Source organism: Streptomyces sp. NPDC018029, from assembly GCF_044327655.1.
GTDB lineage: Bacteria > Actinomycetota > Actinomycetes > Streptomycetales > Streptomycetaceae > Streptomyces.
Genome location: NZ_JBIRFV010000009.1, coordinates 348,067 through 371,475, shown reverse-complemented (window position 1 = coordinate 371,475; position 23,409 = coordinate 348,067). Strand labels below are relative to the sequence as shown.

The following is a 23,409-nucleotide window of genomic DNA, read 5'->3' as shown; positions in this document are numbered from 1 at the left end:
GAGAGGAGCTGCCATGGCAGCAAGTCTAACGGGCCGTCGCAACTAGTTTTCCGGGCCGCGGTCGCCGCCGGGGGCCCGGCCGAGATCCCCGTTGCCCAGCGGGGTGCGGCCGGGCACGATCCTTCCGTAGTCGTCCACCGCCACGACCTGGGCGGTCCACGGGGCGGTCGGGCCCGCGCAGGGCTGGGCGATCAGGAGGGCCTCGCCGCGGCGCACGGAGCGCGCGGGTTCGAAGGCGCAGCCGGGACGGGCGGGCAGTACCCAGCGCAGGTCGCCGTCCGCGGTGCGGTAGGCGGCGATGCGGTGCGGGGTGACGACGGCGAGCATGCGGGCGCCGGGGGTGAGCGGCTGCAGGACGCCGGCGCCGCCGCGGGCGCCCGGGGTGCGCAGCCAGTCGGCGGCGGCGGGGATGGCGCGGTGCCAGCGCACGGAGCCGCCGTCGGCGCGTGCGGTGTCGGTGACGAAACCGTCGCTCCAGAGCGTGAAGGCGTGCCCTGGCGCGGGCAGGAGCGTGACGGGCCGGCGCCCCGCCCGCGTATACGTCCACCGAAGGCCGCCGCTCTCCGTGTCGTACGCCTCGACGGCCGGCCCCCTCATGCGCAGCCCGGGTTCCCCGGCGGGACCGGAGGCGGTGTCCGTCACGCGCGCGTGGACGGTGAGGTGGTCTCCGTAGGGGACGGGCCGGGAGTGGTGGGCGGCGGTGATGAGCGGCAGGGCGAGCAGAGCGAGGGCCACGGGCAGTGCGATGCGCGTGCCGCGGCGGCCGGGGGCGGGGGGCTCGTCCGGCGGGACGGGTGAGTCGAGCGGTGGAGCGGACATGTCGCCCCCTTCGGTACCACTGCCCACGGATCAGGCGCAGCGTAGCCGCGAGGAAGCGGGGCAATCGCTGTGTGGTGGGGCGACACGGCGCGGGAAGCGGTGCGTGTCGCCCGTTCGGACCTCCGTCCGGCGCCGGGCGGGGGCGGGCATATCAGGATGAAGTGGCCGGTGGTCCGGCGCGGAGCGGCGTGTGTCGCTCCGGATGCGCGGCAGAGGGGTGCGCCCATGCAGTTCGACGACGACGCCAACCTGGACACCTCGGAGGTGCGGGATGTGCGCGGCAGTCGGATCCCCGGCGGCCGGTCGACGGTGGGCGGCGGCGTCGCCGGGCTCATCGCCCTGCTCCTCGGGCTCTTCTTCGGAGTGGGCCCCGACCAGCTGGGGCTCTCCTCGGGCGACGAGGAGCCGGAGGCGTCATCGTCCTCCCTCGCGCAGGTGCAGCAGAGCTGCCGCACGGGGCGGGACGCGAACAGCAAGGAGGACTGCCGCATCGTGGCGGTGGTCAACAGTCTCCAGGACTACTGGCGCCCCGAGTTCCAGCGCCGAGGGGCCGCGTACTCCCCCGCGCAGACCGTCCTGTTCACCAGCCGCGTGGGCACCGCCTGCGGCGCCGCGTCGTCGGCGGTCGGCCCGTTCTACTGCCCCGGCGACCGGAAGGTCTATCTGGACCTGGGCTTCTTCGACGAGCTGCGCACCAAGTTCGGCTCCACCGGCGGGCCCTTCGCGCAGGCGTACGTCGTGGCCCACGAGTACGGGCACCACGTGCAGAACCTGACGGGGATCCTGCAGCGTTCCCAGGACGGACGCACGGGCCGCGACAGCAACGCCGTGAAGGTCGAGCTGCAGGCCGACTGCTACGCCGGGGTCTGGGCGCGGCACGCGACGCGCAGCCCAGACGACCGCACGGGCAGGCCGCTGATCAGCAGCCTCGACGACAACGACATCCGCGACGGCCTGGACGCGGCGGCCGCGGTGGGCGACGACCGGATCCAGGAGAAGTTCCAGGGCCGGGTCACCCCGGAGTCCTGGACGCACGGCTCGGCCGAGCAGCGCCAGCAGTGGTTCTACGAGGGCTATCGCACCGGCGACATGGGCCGGTGCGACACGTTTCGCTGACCACGGAGGCCTTGGGCCTCACTCCCCGCCGGTGTGCACCTGGAAGGCGGCGCGGCGCACGGCCTTGGCGAGCGCCGGGTCGGGGTGGGCCGCGGCGAGGGCGACCAGGACCTGCACGGTGCGGGGGTGCCCGACGCGGCGGACCTCGTCGAGGAGCGCGGGCACGGTGGGCTGGACCGCCGACTCCAGGTGGCGGACGAGGAGTTGCGCCTCGCCGTGGTCCGCGACGGCCGCCGCGGTGTCGACCCACAGCCAGGTGGACTCCTCGCGGGTCAGCACGAGATGGACGTCCTCGGGGTCGGCGCCCTCCTGCTCGGCGAGCCAGAGCAGGGCGTAGGGCCGCAGCGGGGTCTCGTCGACGACAGCCCGGACCTCCGCCTCGGCCGGGGCGCCCACCACGCGGAGCGCCTCGAAGGCGAGGCCGCGCAGCAGGGCGTCCTCGCCACGGGCGGCGGTGAGGAGGTCGGTGACGGCGCTGCCGACGGTGCGGGCGGCCAGCCAGGCGCGGTACTCGGCGCGGGCCGCGTTGGGCCGCAGGCGCGCGCAGCCGCGCAGCATGTCCTCGGCGGACTGTTCGATGTGCCCGGCCGGGCTCTGCGCGGCGACGCAGATCTGCTCCAGCTTGACCCAGACCGCCCAGCTGCCGAGCGGGGTGAGCGTGGCCTGCCCGTCGGCGTAGGTGAGCGCGCCGACGGCGGCGAGGCCGTGCAGCGCCCAGTCGAGGAGGGCCGGCAGCGGGGCATCGTCCCGGGGGCCTTCGGCCGGTGCGACGGTCTCGGGCTGTGGCTGTGGCCCGTACGGGATCTCGCAGCGTTCGGTGCGCAGTTCGGTGACCCGCTGGTCCAGGAGGTCGAGCAGTTGCGGCACGGGGACGGGGCCCGCGGACAGCTGGAGGAAGGAGAGGACCTGCGGCATGGCCTCGACGGTCTCGGCGACGGCCGCGGGGGCGAGGTCCTCCGGTGCCGGGTGGGCCAGCGACCAGGCGTCGAAGAGGGCGACCCAGCCGCGCAGCACGGCGGTGTCGTCGCGGTCCCAGGCCCGCAGGCGCCAGCCGGGGCGTGCGCTGTCGCCGTGCACCTCGATGAGGCCCGCGAGGCGCGCGGTGTCCCAGTCGGCGCGGACCTGACCGGGGGTCAGCCCCAGTTCCGCGGCGGCCCGTTCGGCGGTGGCGTCGGAGAGCGTGCCCTTGCCGTCGGGGGCCGCGCCGGTGCGGCCGGGGCCCGGGCGCAGGGCGGCGTCGGCCCAGCGGGCGACCCGTGCGGCGTCGGCGAGACAGGCGCGGGCGCTGCGGGCCAGCTCGGCGGGCGCGGGCGTGCCCTCGGGGGGCCGGGGCGCGGGGCGGCGCGTGCGGCGGTTGCTCATCGCGCCGGGGGCGGCGGAGAGGGGTCGTGTCGCGTCGCGCCGGGCCTCTCCTCGCTCTTCGGCCCTCGGGCGGGGCGCGCGGACAAGTCGGAGCCTGGAGTCGCGCGGGGTACGGGACGTCACGGGGGCAGTCTTCCTGTTGACGGTCCGAAAACCCAAACGGAATGGCGGCGCAGCGTCACAGCAGGGGGGTGAGGAAGCGGCGCAGCACCTCTTCGTAGCCCGCGGGGTCGGCGTTCCACATGGCGCCGTGCGGCGCGTCGGGCACCGGGTGCAACGTGACCAGGTCCGGGCGCTGTTCGGCCAGCCTGCGGGAGAGGGCCCAGGGTGCGACGGCGTCGTCGGGGCCGTGCACGATCAGGGTGGGCACCCGCAGCGCCCCGGGGTCCGCCGCGGCGGGCAGCCGGTCGCCGCGCAGACCCGTGCGGCCTTGGGCCGCGCGGACCGCAAGCGGAAGGAGGGGTCCGGGGGTGCGCCGGGCGCCGGCGAGGGCGCGCAGGGTGGTTTCCCAGTTCAGGACCGGGGAGTCGAGGACGAGGCCGCCGACGCGGTCGCGCAGCGCGGAGTGCGCGGCGGCGTGCAGGCACATGGCGGCGCCGGTGGACCAGCCGTGCAGGACGACGCGCTCGGCGCCGTGGCGCACGGCGTGGCGGATGGCGGCGTCCAGGTCGCGCCACTCCGTCTCGCCGAGGTGGCCGAGGCCGTCCGGAGAGCGGGGCGCGCCGGGGTCGCCGCGGTAGGCGAGGTCGAGGACCGGGACCCGCAGGCGGTGCAGGAAGTCCATGACGACCATGGGGTGTTCGCGGGTGGTGCCGAGGCCGTGGACGGTGATGACCCAGGTGTCCCTGGCGCCGGGCACGAACCAGGCGGGCAGGGCGCCGAGCTCGCCGGGGATGTCGACGTCCGCGTGGTCGAGGCCGAGCGCGGTGCGCGGGTCCCCGATGTGGACCTGGGGGGTGAGCCAGACGCGGTCGCCTGGTTCCAGGGAGCCGCGGGTGACGGCTTCGAGGCGGCGTACGACCGTGTCGGCCTCGTGCGGGGCGGAGTCCAGGACGGGGCCGACGACCGCGTGGGTGCCGGGGCCGCTCAGGCCATATGTGCCGGGGCGGCGGCTGGCGAGGGCGCGGGTGAGGCTGACCTGGCCGGCGGCCGTGGCGTGCACGGTGAGGCGGGGCTGGGTCGGCAGGGGGCGGCCCGGGGGCGCCTTGAGGGCGGCGTCGCTGGCGAAGCGGCCCGCCGCGATGGCGGCCGCTGCCGTCCCCAGGGCGGCTGTTGCTGCGGTGACGGCCGCTGCCGTCGCTTTGGCTGGGCGCACGGGTCCAGTGTCCGGGGCCGAGGGCTCCGGGGCCAGTGGGCGATGCCTCCGGAGTGACGTGCCGGGTCAGTCCGCGGGCTGACCGTAGCCCTGGAGTTTGTCCCGTGCTGCGCGCAGCTGGTCCGGGGAGAGGAGCGTCGGCGTGTGGCCGGGGACCGCGGCGGCCGTGAGCCAGAGGCGGGACATCCATTCCAGCTGGGCGGTGCGGTCGTACGCCTGGGAGAGGTTGTCTCCGTAGGTGACCGTTCCGTGGTTCTGAAGGAGGCAGCCCGTGCGGTCGCGCAGGGCGCGGAGCATGTTCTCGGCCAGTTCGTCGGTGCCGTACAGCGCGTAGGGCGCGACGCGGACCGGGCCGCCGAGGGCGCCGGTCATGTAGTGGACGGCCGGGAGCTCGGGGACCAGCATCGAGACAGCCGTGGCGTGCACCGCGTGGGTGTGGACGACGGCGCCCGCGCCGGTGTCGCGGTAGATCGCGAGGTGCATGGGGAGCTCACTGGTCGGCGCGAGGTCGCCGAGGAGCTGCCGCCCTTCGAGGTCGACGCCGACCGCGTCCTCGGGCCGCAGCCGGTCGTACGGGACCCCGCTCGGGGTGACGAGGACGGTCCCGCCGACGCGTACGGAGACGTTGCCCGAGGTGCCGACGACCAGGCCGTCCTCCACCGTCCTGCGGGCCGTGAGGACCAGCTCGGCCCAGGCTTTCCGGACGGCGTCGCGCGCCGCGTCCCCACCCTCGTCGTGCCGCTGCTCAGTCATGCGGCGATCCTGCCAGCCGGGCGATTCCGGTTACCGGCGGCCCTCGGCGTGATCAGGATCTCTTCGAGGGGTCGCGAGGCCGGTCGGGGCGGGTCGCGCGGGGGTCGCCGCCGGATGGCGGAGCACAACACTCCGCCCAGTTTGCGGGCTTCCTGCCCCCGATCCGTACGATCGACATCGGACGCCTGGTCCATACGGAGTGATGGCACTCCACTTCGGGTCACCGCACCGCCCGGCCCAGTTCACTTTCCGTTCACCCAGGTTGCCTACGTTCCACATGCCACTGACGTCCAACAGAAGCCTGGGTAAATGGAACACATCACGCTTCTCCTCGGGATCGTGATCGTCACCGCTCTCGTGTTCGATTTCACGAACGGTTTCCACGACACTGCCAACGCGATGGCGACGACCATCTCGACCGGCGCTCTCAAGCCCAAGACGGCGGTGGCCATGTCCGCCGTGCTCAACCTCGTCGGAGCCTTCCTCTCCGTCGAAGTCGCCAAGACGATCTCCGGCGGCATCGTCAACGAGGACGGCCTGAAAACCGAGGTCATATTCGCCGCGCTCGTCGGCGCGATTCTCTGGAATCTCCTGACCTGGCTGGTGGGCCTGCCCTCCAGCTCCTCCCACGCCCTCTTCGGCGGCCTCATCGGCGCCGCGGTCATGTCGATGGGCTGGTCGTCGATCGACGGCGGCACCGTCGTCACCAAGATCCTGATCCCGGCCCTCGCCGCGCCGCTCGTGGCGGGACTCGCCGCGACGCTGGCCACGCGCCTGACGTACCGGATCGGCCGCAACACCGACACCAAGGCCACCGCGAAGGGCTACCGCGCGGGCCAGATCGCCTCCGCGGGCCTGGTCTCGCTGGCCCACGGCACGAACGACGCGCAGAAGACCATGGGCATCATCACGCTCGCCCTGGTCACCGGCGGCGTCCTGAACCCCGGCGCGAACCCCCCGATGTGGGTCATCGTCTCGGCCGGTGTGGCCATCGCCCTCGGTACGTACCTCGGCGGCTGGCGCATCATCCGCACCATGGGCAAGGGCCTCACCGACCTCCAGCCGCAGCAGGGCTTCGCCGCCCAGACCAGCGCCGCGACGGTCATCCTGGCCTCCTCCCACCTGGGCTTCTCGCTCTCCACCACCCAGTCCTGCTCCGGCGCCGTGATGGGCGCGGGCCTCGGCCGCAAGGGCGGCGTGGTCCGCTGGTCGACCGCGACCCGGATGTTCGTCGCCTGGGGTCTGACGCTGCCGGCCGCCGGTCTGGTCGGCGCGGGCGCCGAGTTCCTCACCAAGCAGGGCCCCTGGGGCGTCGCGGTCACCGCCGCGCTCCTGGTCGCCGGCTCGGCCGTCATCTGGGCGCTCTCGCGGCGCAACGCCGTCGACCACACCAACGTCACCGACGACGAGATCCGTCACGACGGCGCCGCCAGTGCCGAGCCCGCGGGCGTCGTGACCACCGCGATCGCCGCCGTCACTCCGCCCCCGACGGGCGCGATGGCCGCCTCGACCGGCCCGGACGAGGCCGTCAAGGCCACCGTCACGGCCCCGACCACCACCACGACCGGTGCCATGGCGGAACCCGCCAGGACCGCGACGGTATAAGGACAGATCACCATGAGCATCGACTGGGCAGCTCTCGGCTCCGTCTTCGGAGTCAGCCTCGCGGTGACGGTGGCCCTGGTGGGCCTGTTCACCCTCGGCGTCGTCGGCCTCTCCAAGCAGGAGACGGCGGCCGCATCGGACGGCGGTTCCGCGGCCATGGCGCGCACCGGCGCGTACGCCTGCTTCGCGCTGTGCGCGGCGGCCGTGGCGTACGGGATCTATCTGATCGTCGCCTGACAGCGGCGTTCCCGGGCGGGGCGCGGAGCGTGCGGAACGCTTCGCGCCCCCCTTGTGCGTGTGGGCCCCAACACACTCTCCCGCCGCAGGTCAACGGCGAGTTGACGGGCTCTCGCGGGGCGTGGTGGACTGCCGGGGCCAACTACGGCGGCAGAAGAGGAAGCCGGTGCGAATCCGGCGCGGTCCCGCCACTGTCACCGGGGAGAGACGCTCCCCGCGAGCCAGGAACTCTCGCCGCCGATCACGTCGAACCAGGGCGCGGACACCCTGAGTGAGGACATATCGCCATGCGCGGCCGCCCGTTGCCGGTTCCTTTCCTGAGTACGAGTTCCCTCCTCAGTGCAGCGACGGGCTGAGCCCATGAGTGCTGCCGATCGCGACTTCGCGTACGGCGCCGCCGCCGGACTCCTCGGTGACCTGCTGCTCGGCGATCCGCGCCGAGGCCATCCGGTCGCCGCGTTCGGACGTGCCGCGGGCGCCGTCGAGCGGGTGCTGTGGCGCGACCACCGCGGGTGGGGCGCGCTGCACGCCGCGGTGTGCGTCGGGGGCGCGGCGGGCGCCGCAGCCCTCGCCTCTTCTCTCGTAGGCCGGTCACGCGCCGGTTCGGTGGCGCTGACCGCCGCCGCGACCTGGGCCGTGGTCGGCGGGACCTCCCTCGGCCGTGAGGCGCGGGCCGTCGGCGGGGCGCTGGAGGCCGGCGACATCGAGGTCGCGCGGGAGCGGCTGCCGCATCTGTGCGGACGCGACCCGCAGGCGCTGGACGCCGACGGCGTCGCGCGGGCCGTCGTGGAGTCCGTCGCGGAGAACACGTCCGACGCGGTGGTGGGGGCGCTCGTGTGGGGCGCCATCGGCGGGGTGCCCGGGCTCGTCGCCTTCCGCGCCGTGAACACGCTGGACGCGATGGTCGGCCACAAGTCGTCGAGGTACCGGCGCTACGGGTGGGCCTCGGCCCGCCTCGACGACGTCTTCGGATGGCCGGGGGCGCGGCTCACCGCCGCGCTGGCCGCGCTGGCCGGGGACTCGCCCTCGGGCGCGGTCGGGGCGTGGCGTGCGGACGCCGCGAAGCACCCCAGTCCCAACGCGGGGCCCGTCGAGGCGGCCTTCGCGGGGGCGTTGGGCGTGCGGCTCGGGGGGACCCTCTCGTACGCGGGGCGGGTCGAGCACCGGCCCGTCCTGAACGCGGCGGGGCGGGACGTGCGGGTGGCGGACATCGAGCGGGCCGTGAAGCTGTCCCGGCGCGTGAGCTGGCTGGCACTGGGAGTCGCGGTGACGGCCCGCCGGGCACTGCGGTCGGCGAAGTCGAGGAGAGACATATGAGTGGTGGGCTGCTCGTCGCGGGGACGACCTCCGACGCCGGGAAGAGCGTCGTCACCGCCGGCATCTGCCGGTGGCTGACCCGCAAGGGCGTGTCCGTCGCGCCGTTCAAGGCGCAGAACATGTCCCTCAACTCCTTCGTCACCCGCGAGGGTGCCGAGATCGGGCGCGCGCAGGCCATGCAGGCGCAGGCCGCCCGCGTCGAGCCGAGCGCGCTGATGAACCCCGTGCTGCTCAAGCCGGGCGGCGACCGCTCCAGTCAGGTCGTCCTGATGGGCAAGCCGGTGGGCGAGATGAGTGCGCGCGGCTACCACGGGGGCCGGCAGGCCGCGCTGCTCGACACCGTCGTGGGCTGCCTGGACGAACTCCGGGGCACCTATGACGCCGTGATCTGCGAAGGCGCGGGCAGTCCCGCCGAGATCAACCTGCGGCGCACCGACATCGTGAACATGGGCATCGCGCGCGCCGCCCGCTTCCCCGTCCTGGTGGTCGGGGACATCGACCGGGGCGGGGTGTTCGCGTCGTTCTTCGGGACGACGGCGCTGCTGAGCGCGGCGGACCAGGAGCTCGTCGCCGGCTATCTGGTGAACAAGTTCCGCGGGGACGTCTCCCTCCTCGAACCCGGGCTCGACATGCTGCTCGGCCTGACCGGGCGGCGCACGTACGGCGTGCTGCCGTTCCGGCACGGGCTCGGCATCGACGAGGAGGACGGCCTGCGGGTCTCCCTGCGGGGTGCGGTGCGGGAGTCCGTGGTGGCGCCGCCGGTCGGCGAGGACGTACTGCGGGTCGCCGTGTGCGCGGTGCCGCTGATGTCCAACTTCACGGACGTGGACGCGCTGGCCGCCGAGCCGGGCGTCGTCGTGCGGTTCGTGGACCGGGCGGAGGAGCTCGTCGACGCGGACCTCGTGGTCGTACCGGGCACGCGCGGCACGGTGAAGGCGCTGCGCTGGCTGCGTGAGCGCGGTCTCGCGGGCGCCCTCGCGCGCCGGGCCGCCGAGGGGCGGCCGGTGCTCGGCATCTGCGGCGGCTTCCAGGTGCTCGGCGAGCACATCGAGGACGACGTGGAGTCGCGGGCCGGGTCCGTCGACGGGCTCGGGCTGCTGCCGGTGCGGGTGCGGTTCGCCCGCGAGAAGACGCTCGCGCGGCCGGTGGGCGAGGCCCTCGGGGAGCCGGTCGAGGGGTACGAGATCCATCACGGCGTGGCCGAGGTGGCGGGCGGGGAGCCCTTCCTGGACGGCTGCCGGGTCGGCGAGGTGTGGGGCACGCACTGGCACGGGTCGCTGGAGAGCGACGCGTTCCGCCGCCGGTTCCTCACCGAGGTCGCCCGCGCGGCGGGCCGCCGCTTCGTGCCCGCCCCCGACACCAGTTTCGGCACGCTGCGGGAGGAACAGCTCGACCTGCTCGGCGACCTGATCGAAGAACACGCGGACACGGACGCGCTGTGGCGCCTGATCGAGAACGGCGCGCCGGGGGGCCTGCCGTTCATCGCGCCGGGTGCGCCGTCATGAGCGGCCGCGCAACGGCTCTCGTGAGCACCGCCACGCACCACCGCATCAAGGAGGCTCTGTGAGTACCCCGTATCCGTTCACCGCCCTCGTCGGGCAGGACGACCTGCGGCTCGCGCTGTTGCTGAACGCCGTATCGCCCGCCGTCGGCGGCGTGCTCGTGCGGGGAGAGAAGGGCACCGCCAAGTCCACCGCCGTGCGCGCGCTCTCCGCGCTGCTCCCGGAGGTCCCGGTCGTCGCCGGGTGCCGCTTCTCGTGCGACCCGGCCGCGCCCGACCCGAACTGCCCCGACGGCCCGCACGAGGCGGGCGGCGCCACCGCGCGCCCCGCACGCATGGTCGAGCTGCCCGTCGGCGCGTCCGAGGACCGGCTCGTCGGCGCCCTCGACATCGAGCGGGCGCTCGCGGAGGGCGTGAAGGCCTTCGAGCCCGGGCTGCTCGCCGACGCCCACCGCGGCATCCTGTACGTCGACGAGGTCAACCTCCTCCACGACCACCTGGTCGACCTGCTCCTGGACGCCGCCGCGATGGGCGCCTCGTACGTCGAGCGCGAAGGCGTGTCCGTGCGGCATGCCGCGCGGTTCCTGCTCGTCGGCACGATGAACCCCGAAGAGGGCGAGCTGCGGCCGCAGTTGCTCGACCGGTTCGGTCTCACCGTCGAGGTGGCCGCGTCCCGGGAGACCGACCAGCGCGTCGAGGTCGTACGGCGGCGGCTCGCGTACGACGACGACCCCGAGGGCTTCGCGGCCCGCTTCGCCGCGGACGAGGCTGCGCTCCGCGACCGCGTCGTGGCGGCGCGCGCGCTGCTCCCCCAGGTGGTTCTCGGCGACGCGGCGCTGCGGCAGATCGCGGCGACCTGCGCGGCGTTCGAGGTCGACGGGATGCGCGCGGACATCGTGATGGCGCGCACGGCGACGGCGCTCGCCGCGTGGGCGGGCCGTACGGACGTGCAGAGCGAGGACGTGCGGCAGGCCGCGCTGCTCGCGCTGCCGCACCGCAGGCGCCGCAACCCCTTCGACGCCCCGGGCCTCGACGAGGACAAGCTCGACGAGACGCTGGAGGAGGCCCGCGAGAACGAGGCCGACGACGCCTCCGAGAAGCCCGAGCCGCCCGAGGGCGACGACGACCCCGACGGCGGCGGTCCCGACGGCGGCCCCGGCGGAGGCGGTGGGCAGCCTCCCGCGGACGGCCCGGACTCCCCGGAGCTGCCGTCCCAGAACCAGGGCGCCCAGAACCAGGGCCCGGAGGCCGAGGAGGCCCCGGCCCCGCAGGAGCCCGCCCCGGCCCCGGGCGGCGCATCCGGCGAGCAGCAGACCGTACGCGCCGCCGAGCCGTTCCGCACGAAGATGCTGAGCGTGCCCGGCATCGGCGAGGGCGCGGCGGGCCGGCGTTCGCGGGCGCGGACCGAACACGGCCGTACGACGGGTTCGCGCCGCCCCCGTGGCACCCTCACCAAGCTGCACCTGGCGGCGACGGTGCAGGCCGCCGCGCCGCACCAGAAGGCGCGCGGGCGGTCCGGTGCCGGTCTCGTCGTACGCCGTGACGATCTGCGGCAGGCGACGCGGGAGGGGCGCGAGGGCAATCTCGTGCTGTTCGTCGTGGACGCCTCCGGGTCGATGGCGGCGCGGCAGCGCATGAGCGCCGTGAAGGGTGCCGTGCTCTCGCTCCTCCTGGACGCCTATCAGCGGCGCGACAAGGTGGGGCTTGTGACGTTCCGCGGCAAGGACGCCGAGGTGGCGCTGCCGCCGACGTCGTCGGTGGACGCGGCCGCGGCCCGGCTGGAAACGCTGCCGACCGGCGGCCGCACGCCGCTGGCCGCGGGCCTGCTGAAGGCGCACGACGTGCTGCGCGTGGAGCGGCTGCGGGACGCCGCGCGGCGGCCGCTGGTGGTCGTGGTGACGGACGGGCGGGCGACGGGCGGTGTGGAGCCGGTGGCCCGCGCGGGGCGCGCGGCCCGGCTGTTCGCGGCGGACGGGGTCGCCTCGGTCGTCGTCGACTGCGAGTCGGGCTACGTACGCCTCGGTCTCGCGGGCCAGCTGGCGGGCGAGCTCGGCGGGACGGCCGTGACCCTCGACGAGCTGCGGGCCGACTCGATCGCCGGCCTCGTCAAGGACGTACAGGGAATGAACTCGCCTTCGAGGAGGGCCGCTTAATGCCGCAGGGACAGCCGAGTGTCGTACCGGACGACGGTCTGACGACACGTCAACGCCGCAACCGTCCGCTGGTGTTCGTCCACACGGGCATCGGGAAGGGCAAGTCGACCGCCGCGTTCGGGCTCGCGCTGCGCGCCTGGAATCAGGGGTGGCCGATCGGCGTCTTCCAGTTCGTGAAGTCGGCGAAGTGGAAGGTCGGCGAGGAGAACGCGCTGAAGGTCCTCGGCGCCTCGGGTGAGGGCGGCACGGTCGCCTGGCACAAGATGGGCGAGGGCTGGTCGTGGATCCAGCGCGCCCCCGCCGAGGGCGAGCTCACCAACGAGGACAAGGCCCGTGAGGGCTGGGAGCAGGTCAAGCGGGACCTCGCCGAGGAGACGTACAAGCTGTACGTCCTCGACGAGTTCGCCTACCCGATGCACTGGGGCTGGATCGACACCGACGAGGTCGTGGAGGTGCTGCGGAACCGCCCCGGCACGCAGCACGTGGTCATCACCGGCCGCAACGCCCCGCAGCAGCTGATCGACTTCGCGGACCTCGTCACCGACATGTCGAAGATCAAGCACCCGATGGACGCCGGCCAGAAGGGCCAGAGGGGCATCGAGTGGTAGCTCGTCTCGTCATCGCGGCGCCGTCGTCGGGCAGCGGCAAGACGACCGTCGCGACGGGCCTGATGGCCGCCTTCGCGGCGGCCGGGCTCGCCGTCTCCCCGCACAAGGTGGGGCCCGACTACATCGACCCCGGCTACCACGCGCTCGCCACCGGCCGCCCCGGCCGCAACCTCGACGCGTACCTGTGCGGGCCCGACCTGATCGCGCCGCTGTTCGCGCACGGGTCGGCGGGCTGCGACCTCGCCGTGGTCGAGGGCGTGATGGGGATGTACGACGGGGCCGCCGGGCAGGGCGAGCTGGCCTCCACCGCCCACGTCGCGAAGCTGCTGCGGGCACCGGTCGTGCTGGTCGTCGACGCGTCGTCGCAGTCGCGGTCGGTGGCGGCGCTGGTGCACGGCTTCGCGTCCTGGGACCCCGAGGTGCGGGTCGCGGGCGTGATCCTCAACAAGGTCGGCTCGGACCGGCACGAGGCGCTGCTGCGGGAGGCGCTGGACGAGTCCGGGGTGCCGGTGCTGGGTGTACTGCGCCGCGTGGCCCAAGTGAGCGCGCCGTCACGGCACTTGGGGCTGGTGCCCGTCGCCGAGCGGCGAGCCGAGGCCGTGGAGTCCGTCGCGGCGCTGGCCTCGCGGATACGGGAGGGGTGCGACCTGGACGCCCTCCTCGCGCTGGCGCGCAGCGCGCCGACCCTGCCGGGTGGGGCGTGGGACCCTGGGGAGCCTTCAGCCGGGCAGCGCCCCGTCGTCGCCGTCGCCGGTGGGGCCGCCTTCACCTTCTCCTACGCCGAGCACGCGGAGCTGCTCACCGCCGCCGGAGCCGAGGTCGTCACCTTCGACCCCCTCCACGACGAGCGACTGCCCGACGGGACGGCCGGGTTGGTCATCGGGGGCGGTTTCCCCGAGGTGTACGCGCCCGAGCTGTCCGCCAACGAACCGCTCCGGAAGGCCGTGGCGGCACTCGCGCTCTCCGGCGCGCCCGTGGCCGCCGAGTGCGCGGGGCTGCTCTATCTCTCCCGTGAGCTGGACGGGAAGCCGATGTGCGGGGTGCTTGACGCCTCGGCGCGGATGTCGGAGCGGCTGACGCTCGGGTACCGGGAGGCGGTGGCCGTGTCGGACAGCGTGCTCGCGCCCGCCGGGACGCGGATGCGGGGCCACGAGTTCCACCGCACGGTCGTCGAGCCGGGCGCCGGGGCGGCCCCCGCGTGGGGCCTGCACCGGCCCGAGCGGCGCGTCGAAGGCTTCGTACAGGGGAACGTGCACGCCAGCTACCTGCACACGCACTGGGCGGCGGAGCCGGGCGTCGCACGCCGGTTCGTCGAACGATGCACGCCGTGACCGGACCGGGGCGCTCACTCCGCGATGCCCACCACGAGCCAGATGAACGCCGCGCCCGCCACCGTGCACAGCAGCGTCGAGCGGGCCGGGTGGTCGTGGTGCGCCTCGGGCAGGATCTCGGCCGCCGCGAGGTACAGCAGCGCGCCGCCGAAGAAGCCCAGATAGCCGCCGAGCAGCTGCTCCGGGATGGTGAGGAGCAGCGTCGACGCGGCGCCCACCACCGGGGCCGCCGCGTCCGCGAAGAGCATGGCGAGGGCCTTGCGGCGGGCGTTCCCGTACAGGCTGGTGATCGTGTACGTGTTGAAGCCGTCCGCGAAGTCGTGGGCGACGACGGCCAGCGCCACGGCCGCGCCCATGCCGCCGCCCACCTGGAAGGCGGCGCCGATCGCGACGCCGTCCATCGCGCTGTGCCCGACCATCGCGGCGGCCGCCGTGAGGCCGACCTGCGGGACCCGGCCGTGCCCGTCGTCCCCTGCGCCGTGCGCGGCGTGCCGGCCCGCGAGGAGGCGTTCCACCAGATGGGCGAGAAGGAAGCCGGCGACGAACAGGAGCAGGGCCGCCGGTACGCCGAAGACGGGACCGCCCGCGGCGTCCAGCGCCTCCGGCAGCAGGTCGAGGCCGACGACGCCGAGCATCAGCCCGCCCGCGAGCCCCAGCACGAGATGGCGCCGGTCGGTGACCCGCTGGGCCGTCCAGCCGCCCACCAGGGTCATGAGGAAGGCGCCGAGCGCCACGAGCACCGCCATGGCCCCTTGCTAGCCGATTGACCCCCGGTCCCGCACATCCACCACCCCCGCCCCACACGAAAGGACCTACTTCCCATGGCCGGAGCCGGAAAGGTGACGCCTGTCGAGGACGTCGTGCTCGTCGTCGGCGTCGGCGCCTGCGAGGACGCTCCGGTGGAGGAGGTGCTCGGCCTCGTCCGGGACGCGGTCCGCGACGCCGGTTTCCCCGAGACGGCGGTCGCCGAGCTGGCGACGGTGGACGTGAAGGGCGAGGAGCCGGGGATCGTCGGGGCGGCCGCGCGGCTCGGCGTGCCGCTCGTGACGTACGCGGCGCGGGACCTGGCGGACGTCGCGGTGCCGAACCCGACCGCGAGGTCCCGTGCCGCGGTGGGCACGCCGTCGGTGGCGGAGGCGGCGGCGCTGCGGGGCGGTGGTGAACTCCTCGTGCCGAAGCGGAAGTCGGCGCCCGTGGGGCGCCCACCGATGGCGACGTGCGCGGTCGCGGCCCGGCCCGGCACGCCCGCCGTCCCGGTCGACCTGCGCCACCACGGGGACGCGGAGGTGCGGGACGACGGCGCGGACCTCACGGACCTCGCCGTGAACGTACGTTCCGACACTCCCCCGGCCTGGCTCAAGGAGGTGATCGCCGCGTCCCTCGACGGTCTGGCGGCCTATCCGGACGGGCGGGCTGCGCGGGAGGCGGTGGCGGCGCGGCACGGTCTGACGCCCGACCGCGTGCTGCTCACCGCGGGCGCGGCGGAGGCCTTCGTCCTGCTCGCCCGCGCCCTGAAGGTCCGTCACCCCTACGTGGTGCACCCGCAGTTCACCGAGCCCGAGGCGGCGCTGCGGGACGCGGGGCACGAGGTGGGGCGGGTGCTGCTGCGGGAGGAGGACGGCTTCCGGCTCGACGTCTCCGCCGTGCCCGAGGAGGCCGACCTGGTGGTCGTCGGCAATCCCACGAACCCGACGTCCGTACTCCACCCGGCGGCGTCGGTCGCCGCGCTGGCGCGCCCCGGGCGGATCCTGGTGGTCGACGAGGCGTTCATGGACGCGGTGCCGGGCGAGCGGGAGGCACTGGCGGGCCGTACGGACATACCCGGCTTGGTGGTCCTGCGCAGCCTCACCAAGACCTGGGGGCTCGCGGGGCTCCGCATCGGTTACGTCCTGTCCTCACCGGAGGTGATCTCCACTCTCGGCCGGGCGCAGCCGCTGTGGCCGGTCTCGTCGCCCGCGCTGGAGGCGGCGCGGGCGTGTGTGGGGCCGCGGGCGCTGGCGGAGGCGGGGCATGCGGCGCACCGCATCGCGGCGGACCGGGCCCACCTGCTCGGTGGGCTCGCCTCCCTTGCCGACCGCGGGGTCCGCGTGGTGGGCCCCGCGGAGGGGCCCTTTCTCCTGGTCCGGGTGCCCGGGGCGGGCGGGGTGCGGGAGCGGCTCCGGGGGGTGGGGTTCGCCGTGCGGCGTGGCGACACGTTCCCTGGCCTGGGGCCCGACTGGATCCGCCTCGCCGTCCGGGACCGTGCCACCTCGGACCGCTTCCTCGCCGCCCTCACCGCGACGCTGCACCAGGGTCTGCCCTGCGCCGCCCCGCCCGGGTAGGAGCCCCAACCCCGCCGCTCCGCGGCGGATACCTCCCACCCACCCACCCGTTTACCCCGCAACGCCCTGCGGGGGTAGGGGCGGGTGGGTGGGGGTTCCCTGTGACGTTCAGCGGGAGTGGGGGCGGGTGGGTGGGGTGCCCCGCGCCGTTCAGCGGGCTTGGGCGGGGCGGGTGCCCCGCAACAGCCTGCCGAGGGCAGGGGTGAGCCCACAGGTGCGGGGGCCCGCAACGGCCCGCAGGGCAGGAGCGAGGCCGCCCCCGGGCCGCAGCCGCACGCGCGGGTGGTTGTCGCAAGCCCCCACCGGGGCACAGGCGCACGCGCGCCCGAGGGGACGTGGGGGTATGTGCGAACGGAGCACCGAGCACACCCTGGCGCCTTTGGACTTGAGGCGCGGCGCAGGGATGGCGAGTACGCACATACCCCCGCGGCCCCGCCCCACAGACGAAGCAAAGGCGAACCCCGAACTCCGCCCGAGACGCACCCCTCAGACCAAGAGCAGGCGGGCCCGGGCGCCCCCGGTCGTGGCTAGCTGCGGTTGCGGCGGCCCAGTGCTACCGCTCCTCCTCCCGCCGCCAGCAGCGCCACCGCTCCACCCGCCACGTACGGCGTCATGGAGCTGCCACCCGTCTCCGCGAGGTTCGCTCCCGTTTCCGGCTTTGCCGGGTCGACCCGCTCCCCCGGCTCACCCTGCGGCTTCTCCTGCGGCTGCTTCTCGTTCTCCTTCGGCGGCGTGGCCGTCGGTGCCTCGCAGCCCGCCCCGGCCAGCCGCACCGTGCCCGTGACCTCCGCGACGTTCAGCTTCAGGGGGTTCACGGAGACCGTGAGTTCCAGCGCGGAGGCCGCGGCGGTACGTGACGTCGTGTGGGTCTTGGAGAGGTCGAGGCGCACCTCGCCGACCCCGGGCACCTTCACCTCCGTCGTCCCCCGCGCCGTCAGCGTGACCTTCTTGCCGAGCACGGTCACGCCGCCCAGCAGATTCGATTCGGCGACCGGCTTCTTCCCCGCCGCGCAGACCGCCTTCGACGTGACCTTCTCGACCTCGACGAGGGAGAGCAGCGGCAGCCCGGGCACATGCATCTTCGCCCGGGCGACGTTGCTGTACCCCTCCGCCGTGCCGCCCCGCACGGTCGCCTTCGCCGTGGCCACGTCGGCGCGCAGGACGCTGAAGGGGCGCCCGCCGTCGACCCCGTCCAACCGGGCGGTGAGCGTGGTCTTCTCGGCGCTCGCGGGCGCCTGCACTTCGTTCAGGGCGACCTTGAGCGGGACGTTCAGGGTCTTGTTGAGCAGGGAGATGTTCAGGCCGGTGCGCAGCACGACGGCGTCGGCCCGCCCGCCCCGGTGGCTGTCGCCGTCCGTGGCGTGCGCGGATCCCGCTCCGGCCAGCGCCGCGGGCCCTGCGGCGAGCGCGGTGGTCACCGCGACGACGGAGAGGCGGCGGGCAGGCATGCGGAAGGTGTCGCTGTTCAAGGTGGTGGAACCCCCACAGGAGAAAAGTGGGCCACCGGCGGCGCACGCCACATGGGGACATCACGTGCGCGCCGATGGCGTCGTCCCGCTGGGACGGGGGACGACGCGGGAATCCTTACGCACTTAGAGTGAACGGTCAGCAACCCGGCGTGTGTTCACTCCAACGGGACGTTTCCGTCCCTGGGTTCGAATCTCGCGGCACGCACGTTCCCCCGCGTCACCCCAGCACCAGCCCCACCGCGTGCGGTGGGTGACAGGTCAGCCCCCGGTCAGCCCACCACTCGCCCGTTCAGCACCACCCTCCGCGGCGCCCCAAGGACCCGCACGTCCGCCCGCGGATCCGCCTCGTACACCACGAGGTCCGCCGGCGCGCCCTCCGCGAGCCCCGGGCGCCCCAGCCACTCACGTGCGCCCCATGTCGTCGCGGAGAGCGCGTCGACCGCCGGGATGCCCGCGCGGGTCAGCTCGACGATCTCCGCGGCCACCAGGCCGTGGGCCAGGGAGCCACCGGCGTCGGTGCCCGCGTAGACCGGGACGCCCGCGTCGTACGCCGCGCGCACGGTGTCGTAGCGACGCTCGTACAGCCGCCGCATGTGCCCCGACCAGCGCGGGAACTTCGCCTCGCCGCCCGCGGCGAGGTCCGGGAACGTGGCGATGTTGACGAGCGTGGGGACGATCGCGACGCCGCGCTCGGCGAAGAGCGGGATGGTCTCCTCGGTCAGGCCCGTGGCGTGCTCGATGCAGTCGATGCCCGCCTCGACCAGATCGCGCAGGGAGTCCTCGGCGAAGCAGTGGGCCGTGACGCGGGCGCCGAGCCGGTGCGCCTCCGCGATCGCCGCCTCCACCGCCTCGCGGGGCCAGCACGCCGTCAGATCGCCGACCTCGCGGTCGATCCAGTCGCCGACGAGCTTGACCCAGCCGTCGCCGCGCCGCGCCTCCCCGGCGACGTACTCGACGAGGTCCTCGGGCTCGATCTCGTGGGCGTAGTTGCGGATGTAGCGGCGCGTGCGCGCGATGTGGCGGCCCGCGCGGATGATCTTCGGGAGGTCCTCGCGGTCGTCGATCCAGCGGGTGTCCGAGGGTGAGCCCGCGTCGCGCAGCAGGAGGGCGCCGATCTCGCGGTCGGTGAGGGCCTGCTTCTCTGCGGTGTCCGCGTCGACGGGTCCGTGCGCGTCGAGGCCGACGTGGCAGTGCGCGTCGACCAGGCCGGGCAGCGTCCAGCCCTCGACCGTACGGACGTCGTCCGCCGCCGTCCCGACGGGCCGGTCGTACGTCACCCGCCCCCCGACCACCCACAGCTCGTCCCGTACGTCATCGGGTCCGACGAGCACCCGCCCCTTCACGTGCAGCACCGCGTGATCGCTCATGCCAGCAGCTTAGGAGGGCCCCGGACGAGTGGTACAGGGCGTACAGGGCACTCGGAACGCCCCACGCGGGACCGGTCGGTACGCTCGGTGCCGCAGCCCGAACGAACTCGTGAGCGAAGTGAGCACTGACGTGAGCAGTACTGTGACGCACCCCTTTCTGGACCTGGCGCCGCTGAGCGCCGAGCAGTTCGCCGCCATCGAGGCGCGGGTGGCCCGCCTGCTCGACACCGAGCAGGACGTCGTGATCATGCAGGGCGAGGCGCTGCTGCCGCTGGAGGGCTGCATCCGGGGCGCCGCGCGGCCGGGCACGACCGCGCTGAACATCATCACCGGGCCGTACGGCCAGACCTTCGGGAACTGGCTGCGGGACTGCGGCGCGACCGTCGTCGACCTCGCCGTGCCGTTCCACACCGCCGTCACGGCCGAGCAGGTGCGCCAGGCGTTCGCCGAGCACCCGGAGATCGACTTCGTCTCGCTGGTGCACGCCGAGGCGGCGACCGGCAACACCAACCCGGTCGCGGAGATCGGCGAGGTCGTGCGCGAGCACGGCGCGCTGTTCATGCTGGACGCGGTCGCCTCGGTGGCCGCCGAGCCGCTGCTTCCCGACGCGTGGGGCGTGGACCTGTGCGTGATCGGCGCGCAGAAGGCGATGGGCGGTCCCGCGGGGGTCTCCGCGGTGTCCGTGAGCGAGCGGGCCTGGCAGCGCATCGCCGCCAATCCGCAGGCGCCGCGCCGCTCCTACCTCTCCCTCCTGGACTGGAAGGAGCGCTGGATCGACGGGGGCAGGAAGGCGCTGCTGCACGCGCCGGCCCAGCTGGAGATGCTCGCTCTGGAAGCGTGCGTGGAGCGCATCGAGTCGGAGGGCCTCGACGCCCTGATGGCGCGGCACGCCACCGCCGCGGTCGCCACCCGCGCGGGCGCGCTCGCGCTCGGCGGGGGCCTGGAGCCGTATGTGCACGAGGCCGTGGACGCGGCGCCGGTCGCCACCACCCTGCGTACGCCGTCCGGTGTCGACGCCTCGGAGCTGGTGGCCAGGGCGCTCGCCGCGGACCCGGCGCTTCCGCTGATCGCCGGCGGCGGGGCGCTGGCCAAGGAGATGATCCGGGTCAACCACTACGGCACGGACGCGACCCGTGGTGTGGTGCACGCCTGTGTCGCCGCCCTGGGTGCCGCGATGGCCGAGGGCGGCCTCGTGGTCGACCTGGAGGGGGCCCGGCGCGCGGTGACGGACGCCTGGAGCTGACACGCCCCGCCCCGCGGGAAGTTCTGCCCGCGGCCGTCCGACGCCCCATGGCCAGATGCACGCACCCCGTGGCACCGTGCATGTCATGACCACGCTCCCGGACGGCCGCCGCATTCCGCCCCTGACCGCCGACGAGCCCACCATGCTGGCGAGTTGGCTCGACATCCACCGCGCCACCCTCGCGCTGAAGTGCGCGGGGCTGGACGACGAGCAGGCGCTGCGCACGTCCGTCGAACCGTCCTCGCTCTCGCTGTTCGGCCTCGTGCAGCACCTCGCCGAGGTCGAACGGAACTGGTTCCAGCGGGTGTTCGCGCGGCGTGACGTGGCGCCGCTCTACGGGGATCGCAGTGGTTTCGTCCTGGACCGGTCCAAGACGTTCGCCGAGGTGCTCGCGGTGTGGGAGCGCGAGGTCGCCGTGGCCCGGGAGCTCTGCGCGGGGCGCTCGCTCGACGACACCGGGCGGCTCGGCGCGGAGGAAGCGGCCGTCATGGGCGGCGAGGACGTCGTCAGCCTGCGCTGGATCCTCGTCCATCTCATCGAGGAGTACGCCCGGCACAACGGCCACGCCGATCTCCTCAGGGAGCGCATCGACGGGGTCACCGGATCGTGAATCCACCCCTCCGCTCCTTTGCCGCTCTCTTTGAATTCCCGCGCACGTTCTCACGAATTATTTATAAACTCGACAAGCACAGCTTCCCGTATTCTTCTGCCCGCTTTCCGGAGACCTAAACACTAAGGTTTCGACAGCACCAATCGCCGTAATTCGGGCACGTCTCCACCGGGTTACGCCTGTGTGACGTACTCCACAACGCGTCCTTTTTGCGTGGTAAATCCGGACCAAACCACCCCAAAGCGGCGGCATCTCATGCGGGCGCACGCCCACGCGTGATAACACATGAAGCGCTCTCATGTAACCCCTTCCCCCGATGCAATTCCAGAAATTGCTCGGTAAATTCAATCCGCATGACCGCTGCACAAGCCGATCTACCGACCGACCTGCAAGCGAAATTCCTGAAAATGCCGGAGGGGTTGCGTCTCGACAGTCCCGTGGTCGCCGACGGCGCCACGATCTGGCGGATCGCCCGCGACTCCAAGGTGCTCGACCTCAACTCCTCGTACAGCTATCTGCTCTGGTGCCGCGACTTCGCCGCCACGTCCGTCGTGGCCCGGGACGCCGACGGGGAGCCGGTCGGCTTCATCACCGGGTACATCCGGCCCGAGCGGCCGAACACCCTGGTGGTCTGGCAGGTGGCCGTCGACCACGCGCAGCGCGGCCGCGGTCTGGCCGGCGCCCTGCTCGACGGGCTCACCTCGAAGGTCGCCGCCGGACGTGCGCTGACCGCGGTCGAGACGACCATCACGCCCGGGAACACCGCGTCCGAACGGCTCTTCACCTCCTACGCGGCACGCCACGGCGCGTCCCTGGAGCGGACGGTCCTGTTCGACGCGGGGCTCTTCCCCGACGGCGGACACGAGCCCGAGGTCCTGTACCGCATCGGTCCACTCGGCTACTGAGCGCCCTCGCCTCCCCCACGTGCCACCCCGGCAACACGCAACACCCGTAACTCCCCCCACCTCCCACGTCTTTCCATCTCCCAGGAGATCTGCTGTGACCATCACCCAGCCCGACCTGAGCGTCTTCGAGACCCTGGAGTCGGAGGTGCGCAGCTACTGCCGCGGTTGGCCTACGGTCTTCGACCGCGCGCAGGGCAGCCGCATGTACGACGAGGACGGCCACGAGTACCTCGACTTCTTCGCCGGCGCCGGTTCGCTCAACTACGGGCACAACAACCCGGTGCTGAAACGCGCACTCATCGACTACCTGGAGCGCGACGGCGTCACGCACGGTCTCGACATGTCGACGACCGCGAAGCGCGCGTTCCTGGAGTCGTTCCAGAACATCATCCTGCGCCCGCGCGACCTGCCGTACAAGGTCATGTTCCCGGGCCCGACGGGCACCAACGCCGTGGAGTCGGCGCTGAAGCTGGCCCGCAAGGTCAAGGGCCGCGAGTCGATCGTGTCGTTCACGAACGCCTTCCACGGCATGTCGCTCGGCTCGCTCGCCGTGACCGGCAACGCCTTCAAGCGGGCCGGCGCCGGCATCCCGCTGGTGCACGGCACGCCGATGCCGTTCGACAACTACCTCGACGGACAGACCCCCGACTTCATCTGGTTCGAGCGGCTCCTGGAGGACCAGGGCTCCGGCCTCAACCAGCCCGCCGCCGTCATCGTCGAGACGGTGCAGGGCGAGGGCGGCATCAACGTCGCCCGCGCCGAGTGGCTGCGCAAGCTCGCCGACGTGTGCGAGCGCTGGGACATGCTCCTGATCGTCGACGACATCCAGATGGGCTGCGGCCGCACCGGTGCCTTCTTCTCCTTCGAGGAGGCGGGCATCACGCCGGACATCGTGACCGTGTCGAAGTCGATCAGCGGTTACGGCCTCCCGATGTCGCTCTGCATGTTCAAGCCGGAGCTCGACGTGTGGGAGCCGGGCGAGCACAACGGCACGTTCCGCGGCAACAACCCGGCGTTCGTGACGGCCGCCGCCGCCCTCGAGGCCTACTGGACCGACGGCCCGGCGATGGAGAAGCAGACCCGCGCCCGCGGCGAGCAGGTCGAGCAGGCGCTGACCGCGATCGTCGACGAGAACCGCGCCGAGATCAAGGAGTTCCGCGGCCGCGGTCTGGTCTGGGGCATCGAGTTCCTGGACAAGGACCGGGCGAGCGCCGTGGCGAAGCGGGCCTTCGAACTGGGCCTGCTCATCGAGACCTCCGGCCCCGAGGGCGAGGTCGTCAAGCTCCTTCCGGCGCTGACGATCACCCCCGACGAGCTGGACGAGGGGCTGCGCACGCTGGCCCGTGCGGTCCGCGAGACCGCCTGAGCGAGCGCGCT

The 23,409-nt window shown here is 73.7% G+C and carries 20 protein-coding genes and 1 riboswitch; of the genes, 13 read left to right on the top strand and 7 right to left on the bottom strand.

Annotation, left to right across the window (positions count from 1 at the left end; all coding sequences use genetic code 11):
- Window positions 1-42: 42 nt before the first annotated feature.
- Window positions 43-819, bottom strand: coding sequence for a hypothetical protein (locus ACH4D5_RS28150; protein WP_398307697.1), 777 nt, complete (start codon window positions 817-819; stop codon window positions 43-45).
- Window positions 820-1,044: 225 nt separating this feature from the next.
- On the opposite strand from ACH4D5_RS28150, the gene ACH4D5_RS28145 reads away from it, so the two are divergent.
- Window positions 1,045-1,935 (top strand): neutral zinc metallopeptidase, encoded by an 891-nt coding sequence (locus ACH4D5_RS28145; RefSeq protein WP_398307695.1) that lies wholly within the window; start codon window positions 1,045-1,047, stop codon window positions 1,933-1,935.
- An 18-nt stretch (window positions 1,936-1,953) separates the two neighbouring features.
- On the opposite strand, the gene ACH4D5_RS28140 is transcribed toward ACH4D5_RS28145, so the two are convergent.
- The 3 genes from ACH4D5_RS28140 to ACH4D5_RS28130 form a co-directional block, all read right to left on the bottom strand.
- Entirely contained in the window at window positions 1,954-3,420 is a 1,467-nt protein-coding gene (locus ACH4D5_RS28140) for a hypothetical protein (protein ID WP_398307693.1), read from the bottom strand.
- Between the two features lie 55 nt (window positions 3,421-3,475).
- Entirely contained in the window at window positions 3,476-4,612 is a 1,137-nt protein-coding gene (locus ACH4D5_RS28135) for an alpha/beta hydrolase family protein (RefSeq protein ID WP_398307691.1), read from the bottom strand.
- A gap of 66 nt (window positions 4,613-4,678) precedes the next feature.
- The gene (locus ACH4D5_RS28130) at window positions 4,679-5,365 is read right to left on the bottom strand and encodes a class II aldolase/adducin family protein (RefSeq protein WP_398307689.1); all 687 of its coding nucleotides are present in this window, start codon (window positions 5,363-5,365) and stop codon (window positions 4,679-4,681) included.
- A 309-nt stretch (window positions 5,366-5,674) separates the two neighbouring features.
- Between ACH4D5_RS28130 and ACH4D5_RS28125 the strand changes: the two genes are divergently transcribed.
- From ACH4D5_RS28125 to ACH4D5_RS28095, 7 genes are all read left to right on the top strand, one after another.
- Window positions 5,675-6,970, top strand: coding sequence for an anion permease (locus ACH4D5_RS28125; protein ID WP_398307687.1), 1,296 nt, complete (start codon window positions 5,675-5,677; stop codon window positions 6,968-6,970).
- Between the two features lie 12 nt (window positions 6,971-6,982).
- On the top strand, window positions 6,983-7,207 hold the full coding sequence (locus tag ACH4D5_RS28120; protein WP_398307685.1) for a hypothetical protein: 225 nt from the start codon (window positions 6,983-6,985) through the stop codon (window positions 7,205-7,207).
- Between the two features lie 154 nt (window positions 7,208-7,361).
- A riboswitch (cobalamin riboswitch) is annotated at window positions 7,362-7,438 on the top strand.
- A gap of 129 nt (window positions 7,439-7,567) precedes the next feature.
- The gene (locus ACH4D5_RS28115) at window positions 7,568-8,524 is read left to right on the top strand and encodes a cobalamin biosynthesis protein (protein ID WP_398307683.1); all 957 of its coding nucleotides are present in this window, start codon (window positions 7,568-7,570) and stop codon (window positions 8,522-8,524) included.
- Entirely contained in the window at window positions 8,521-10,029 is a 1,509-nt protein-coding gene (locus tag ACH4D5_RS28110; RefSeq protein WP_398307681.1) for a cobyric acid synthase, read from the top strand. The genes ACH4D5_RS28115 and ACH4D5_RS28110 overlap by 4 nt, the downstream gene beginning before the upstream one ends.
- 58 nt (window positions 10,030-10,087) lie before the next feature.
- Window positions 10,088-12,178, top strand: a complete 2,091-nt coding sequence (locus tag ACH4D5_RS28105; RefSeq protein WP_398307679.1) for a putative cobaltochelatase — start codon at window positions 10,088-10,090, stop codon at window positions 12,176-12,178.
- Entirely contained in the window at window positions 12,178-12,786 is a 609-nt protein-coding gene (cobO, locus tag ACH4D5_RS28100) for a cob(I)yrinic acid a,c-diamide adenosyltransferase (RefSeq protein ID WP_362996962.1), read from the top strand. Before ACH4D5_RS28105 ends, cobO begins: the two co-directional genes overlap by 1 nt.
- On the top strand, window positions 12,780-14,117 hold the full coding sequence (locus tag ACH4D5_RS28095; protein ID WP_398307677.1) for a cobyrinate a,c-diamide synthase: 1,338 nt from the start codon (window positions 12,780-12,782) through the stop codon (window positions 14,115-14,117). The genes cobO and ACH4D5_RS28095 overlap by 7 nt, the downstream gene beginning before the upstream one ends.
- 14 nt (window positions 14,118-14,131) lie before the next feature.
- Here ACH4D5_RS28095 and ACH4D5_RS28090 read toward each other — a convergent pair whose 3' ends face one another.
- Complete coding sequence (locus ACH4D5_RS28090) at window positions 14,132-14,863, bottom strand: ZIP family metal transporter (protein WP_398307675.1); 732 nt, start codon at window positions 14,861-14,863, stop codon at window positions 14,132-14,134.
- Window positions 14,864-14,938: 75 nt separating this feature from the next.
- Between ACH4D5_RS28090 and cobC the strand changes: the two genes are divergently transcribed.
- On the top strand, window positions 14,939-16,438 hold the full coding sequence (gene cobC, locus ACH4D5_RS28085; RefSeq protein ID WP_398307674.1) for an Rv2231c family pyridoxal phosphate-dependent protein CobC: 1,500 nt from the start codon (window positions 14,939-14,941) through the stop codon (window positions 16,436-16,438).
- 527 nt (window positions 16,439-16,965) lie between these two features.
- On the opposite strand, the gene ACH4D5_RS28080 is transcribed toward cobC, so the two are convergent.
- Both ACH4D5_RS28080 and ACH4D5_RS28075 read right to left on the bottom strand, forming a co-directional pair.
- Window positions 16,966-17,907 carry an SCO1860 family LAETG-anchored protein gene (locus tag ACH4D5_RS28080; RefSeq protein WP_398307672.1) on the bottom strand — a complete coding sequence of 314 codons (942 nt, stop codon included), beginning with the start codon at window positions 17,905-17,907 and terminating at the stop codon, window positions 16,966-16,968.
- Between the two features lie 269 nt (window positions 17,908-18,176).
- Window positions 18,177-19,274: an amidohydrolase family protein gene (locus tag ACH4D5_RS28075; protein WP_398307670.1), complete on the bottom strand. Its 1,098-nt coding sequence runs from the start codon at window positions 19,272-19,274 to the stop codon at window positions 18,177-18,179.
- A 142-nt stretch (window positions 19,275-19,416) separates the two neighbouring features.
- On the opposite strand from ACH4D5_RS28075, the gene ACH4D5_RS28070 reads away from it, so the two are divergent.
- From ACH4D5_RS28070 to ectB, 4 genes are all read left to right on the top strand, one after another.
- Entirely contained in the window at window positions 19,417-20,517 is a 1,101-nt protein-coding gene (locus ACH4D5_RS28070; RefSeq protein WP_398307832.1) for a pyridoxal-phosphate-dependent aminotransferase family protein, read from the top strand.
- A gap of 85 nt (window positions 20,518-20,602) precedes the next feature.
- A complete protein-coding gene (locus ACH4D5_RS28065) occupies window positions 20,603-21,127 on the top strand; it encodes a DinB family protein (RefSeq protein WP_398307668.1) in 525 nt (174 codons plus the stop codon).
- Between the two features lie 353 nt (window positions 21,128-21,480).
- Entirely contained in the window at window positions 21,481-22,032 is a 552-nt protein-coding gene (gene ectA, locus ACH4D5_RS28060) for a diaminobutyrate acetyltransferase (RefSeq protein ID WP_398307666.1), read from the top strand.
- Window positions 22,033-22,126: 94 nt separating this feature from the next.
- Complete coding sequence (gene ectB, locus ACH4D5_RS28055; RefSeq protein WP_398307664.1) at window positions 22,127-23,398, top strand: diaminobutyrate--2-oxoglutarate transaminase; 1,272 nt, start codon at window positions 22,127-22,129, stop codon at window positions 23,396-23,398.
- Window positions 23,399-23,409 lie beyond the last annotated feature (11 nt).

Excerpts from the sequence above, each read along its gene's own strand:
- ACH4D5_RS28150 (WP_398307697.1), bottom strand. The coding sequence starts at position 819 with ATGTCCGCTCCACCGCTCGACTCACCCGTCCCGCCGGACGAGCCCCCC.
- ACH4D5_RS28145 (WP_398307695.1), top strand. The coding sequence starts at position 1,045 with ATGCAGTTCGACGACGACGCCAACCTGGACACCTCGGAGGTGCGGGAT.
- ACH4D5_RS28130 (WP_398307689.1), bottom strand. The coding sequence starts at position 5,365 with ATGACTGAGCAGCGGCACGACGAGGGTGGGGACGCGGCGCGCGACGCC.
- ACH4D5_RS28125 (WP_398307687.1), top strand. The coding sequence starts at position 5,675 with ATGGAACACATCACGCTTCTCCTCGGGATCGTGATCGTCACCGCTCTC.
- ACH4D5_RS28120 (WP_398307685.1), top strand. The coding sequence starts at position 6,983 with ATGAGCATCGACTGGGCAGCTCTCGGCTCCGTCTTCGGAGTCAGCCTC.
- ACH4D5_RS28115 (WP_398307683.1), top strand. The coding sequence starts at position 7,568 with ATGAGTGCTGCCGATCGCGACTTCGCGTACGGCGCCGCCGCCGGACTC.
- ACH4D5_RS28110 (WP_398307681.1), top strand. The coding sequence starts at position 8,521 with ATGAGTGGTGGGCTGCTCGTCGCGGGGACGACCTCCGACGCCGGGAAG.
- cobO (WP_362996962.1), top strand. The coding sequence starts at position 12,178 with ATGCCGCAGGGACAGCCGAGTGTCGTACCGGACGACGGTCTGACGACA.
- ACH4D5_RS28090 (WP_398307675.1), bottom strand. The coding sequence starts at position 14,863 with ATGGCGGTGCTCGTGGCGCTCGGCGCCTTCCTCATGACCCTGGTGGGC.
- cobC (WP_398307674.1), top strand. The coding sequence starts at position 14,939 with ATGGCCGGAGCCGGAAAGGTGACGCCTGTCGAGGACGTCGTGCTCGTC.
- ACH4D5_RS28075 (WP_398307670.1), bottom strand. The coding sequence starts at position 19,274 with ATGAGCGATCACGCGGTGCTGCACGTGAAGGGGCGGGTGCTCGTCGGA.
- ACH4D5_RS28065 (WP_398307668.1), top strand. The coding sequence starts at position 20,603 with ATGACCACGCTCCCGGACGGCCGCCGCATTCCGCCCCTGACCGCCGAC.
- ectA (WP_398307666.1), top strand. The coding sequence starts at position 21,481 with ATGACCGCTGCACAAGCCGATCTACCGACCGACCTGCAAGCGAAATTC.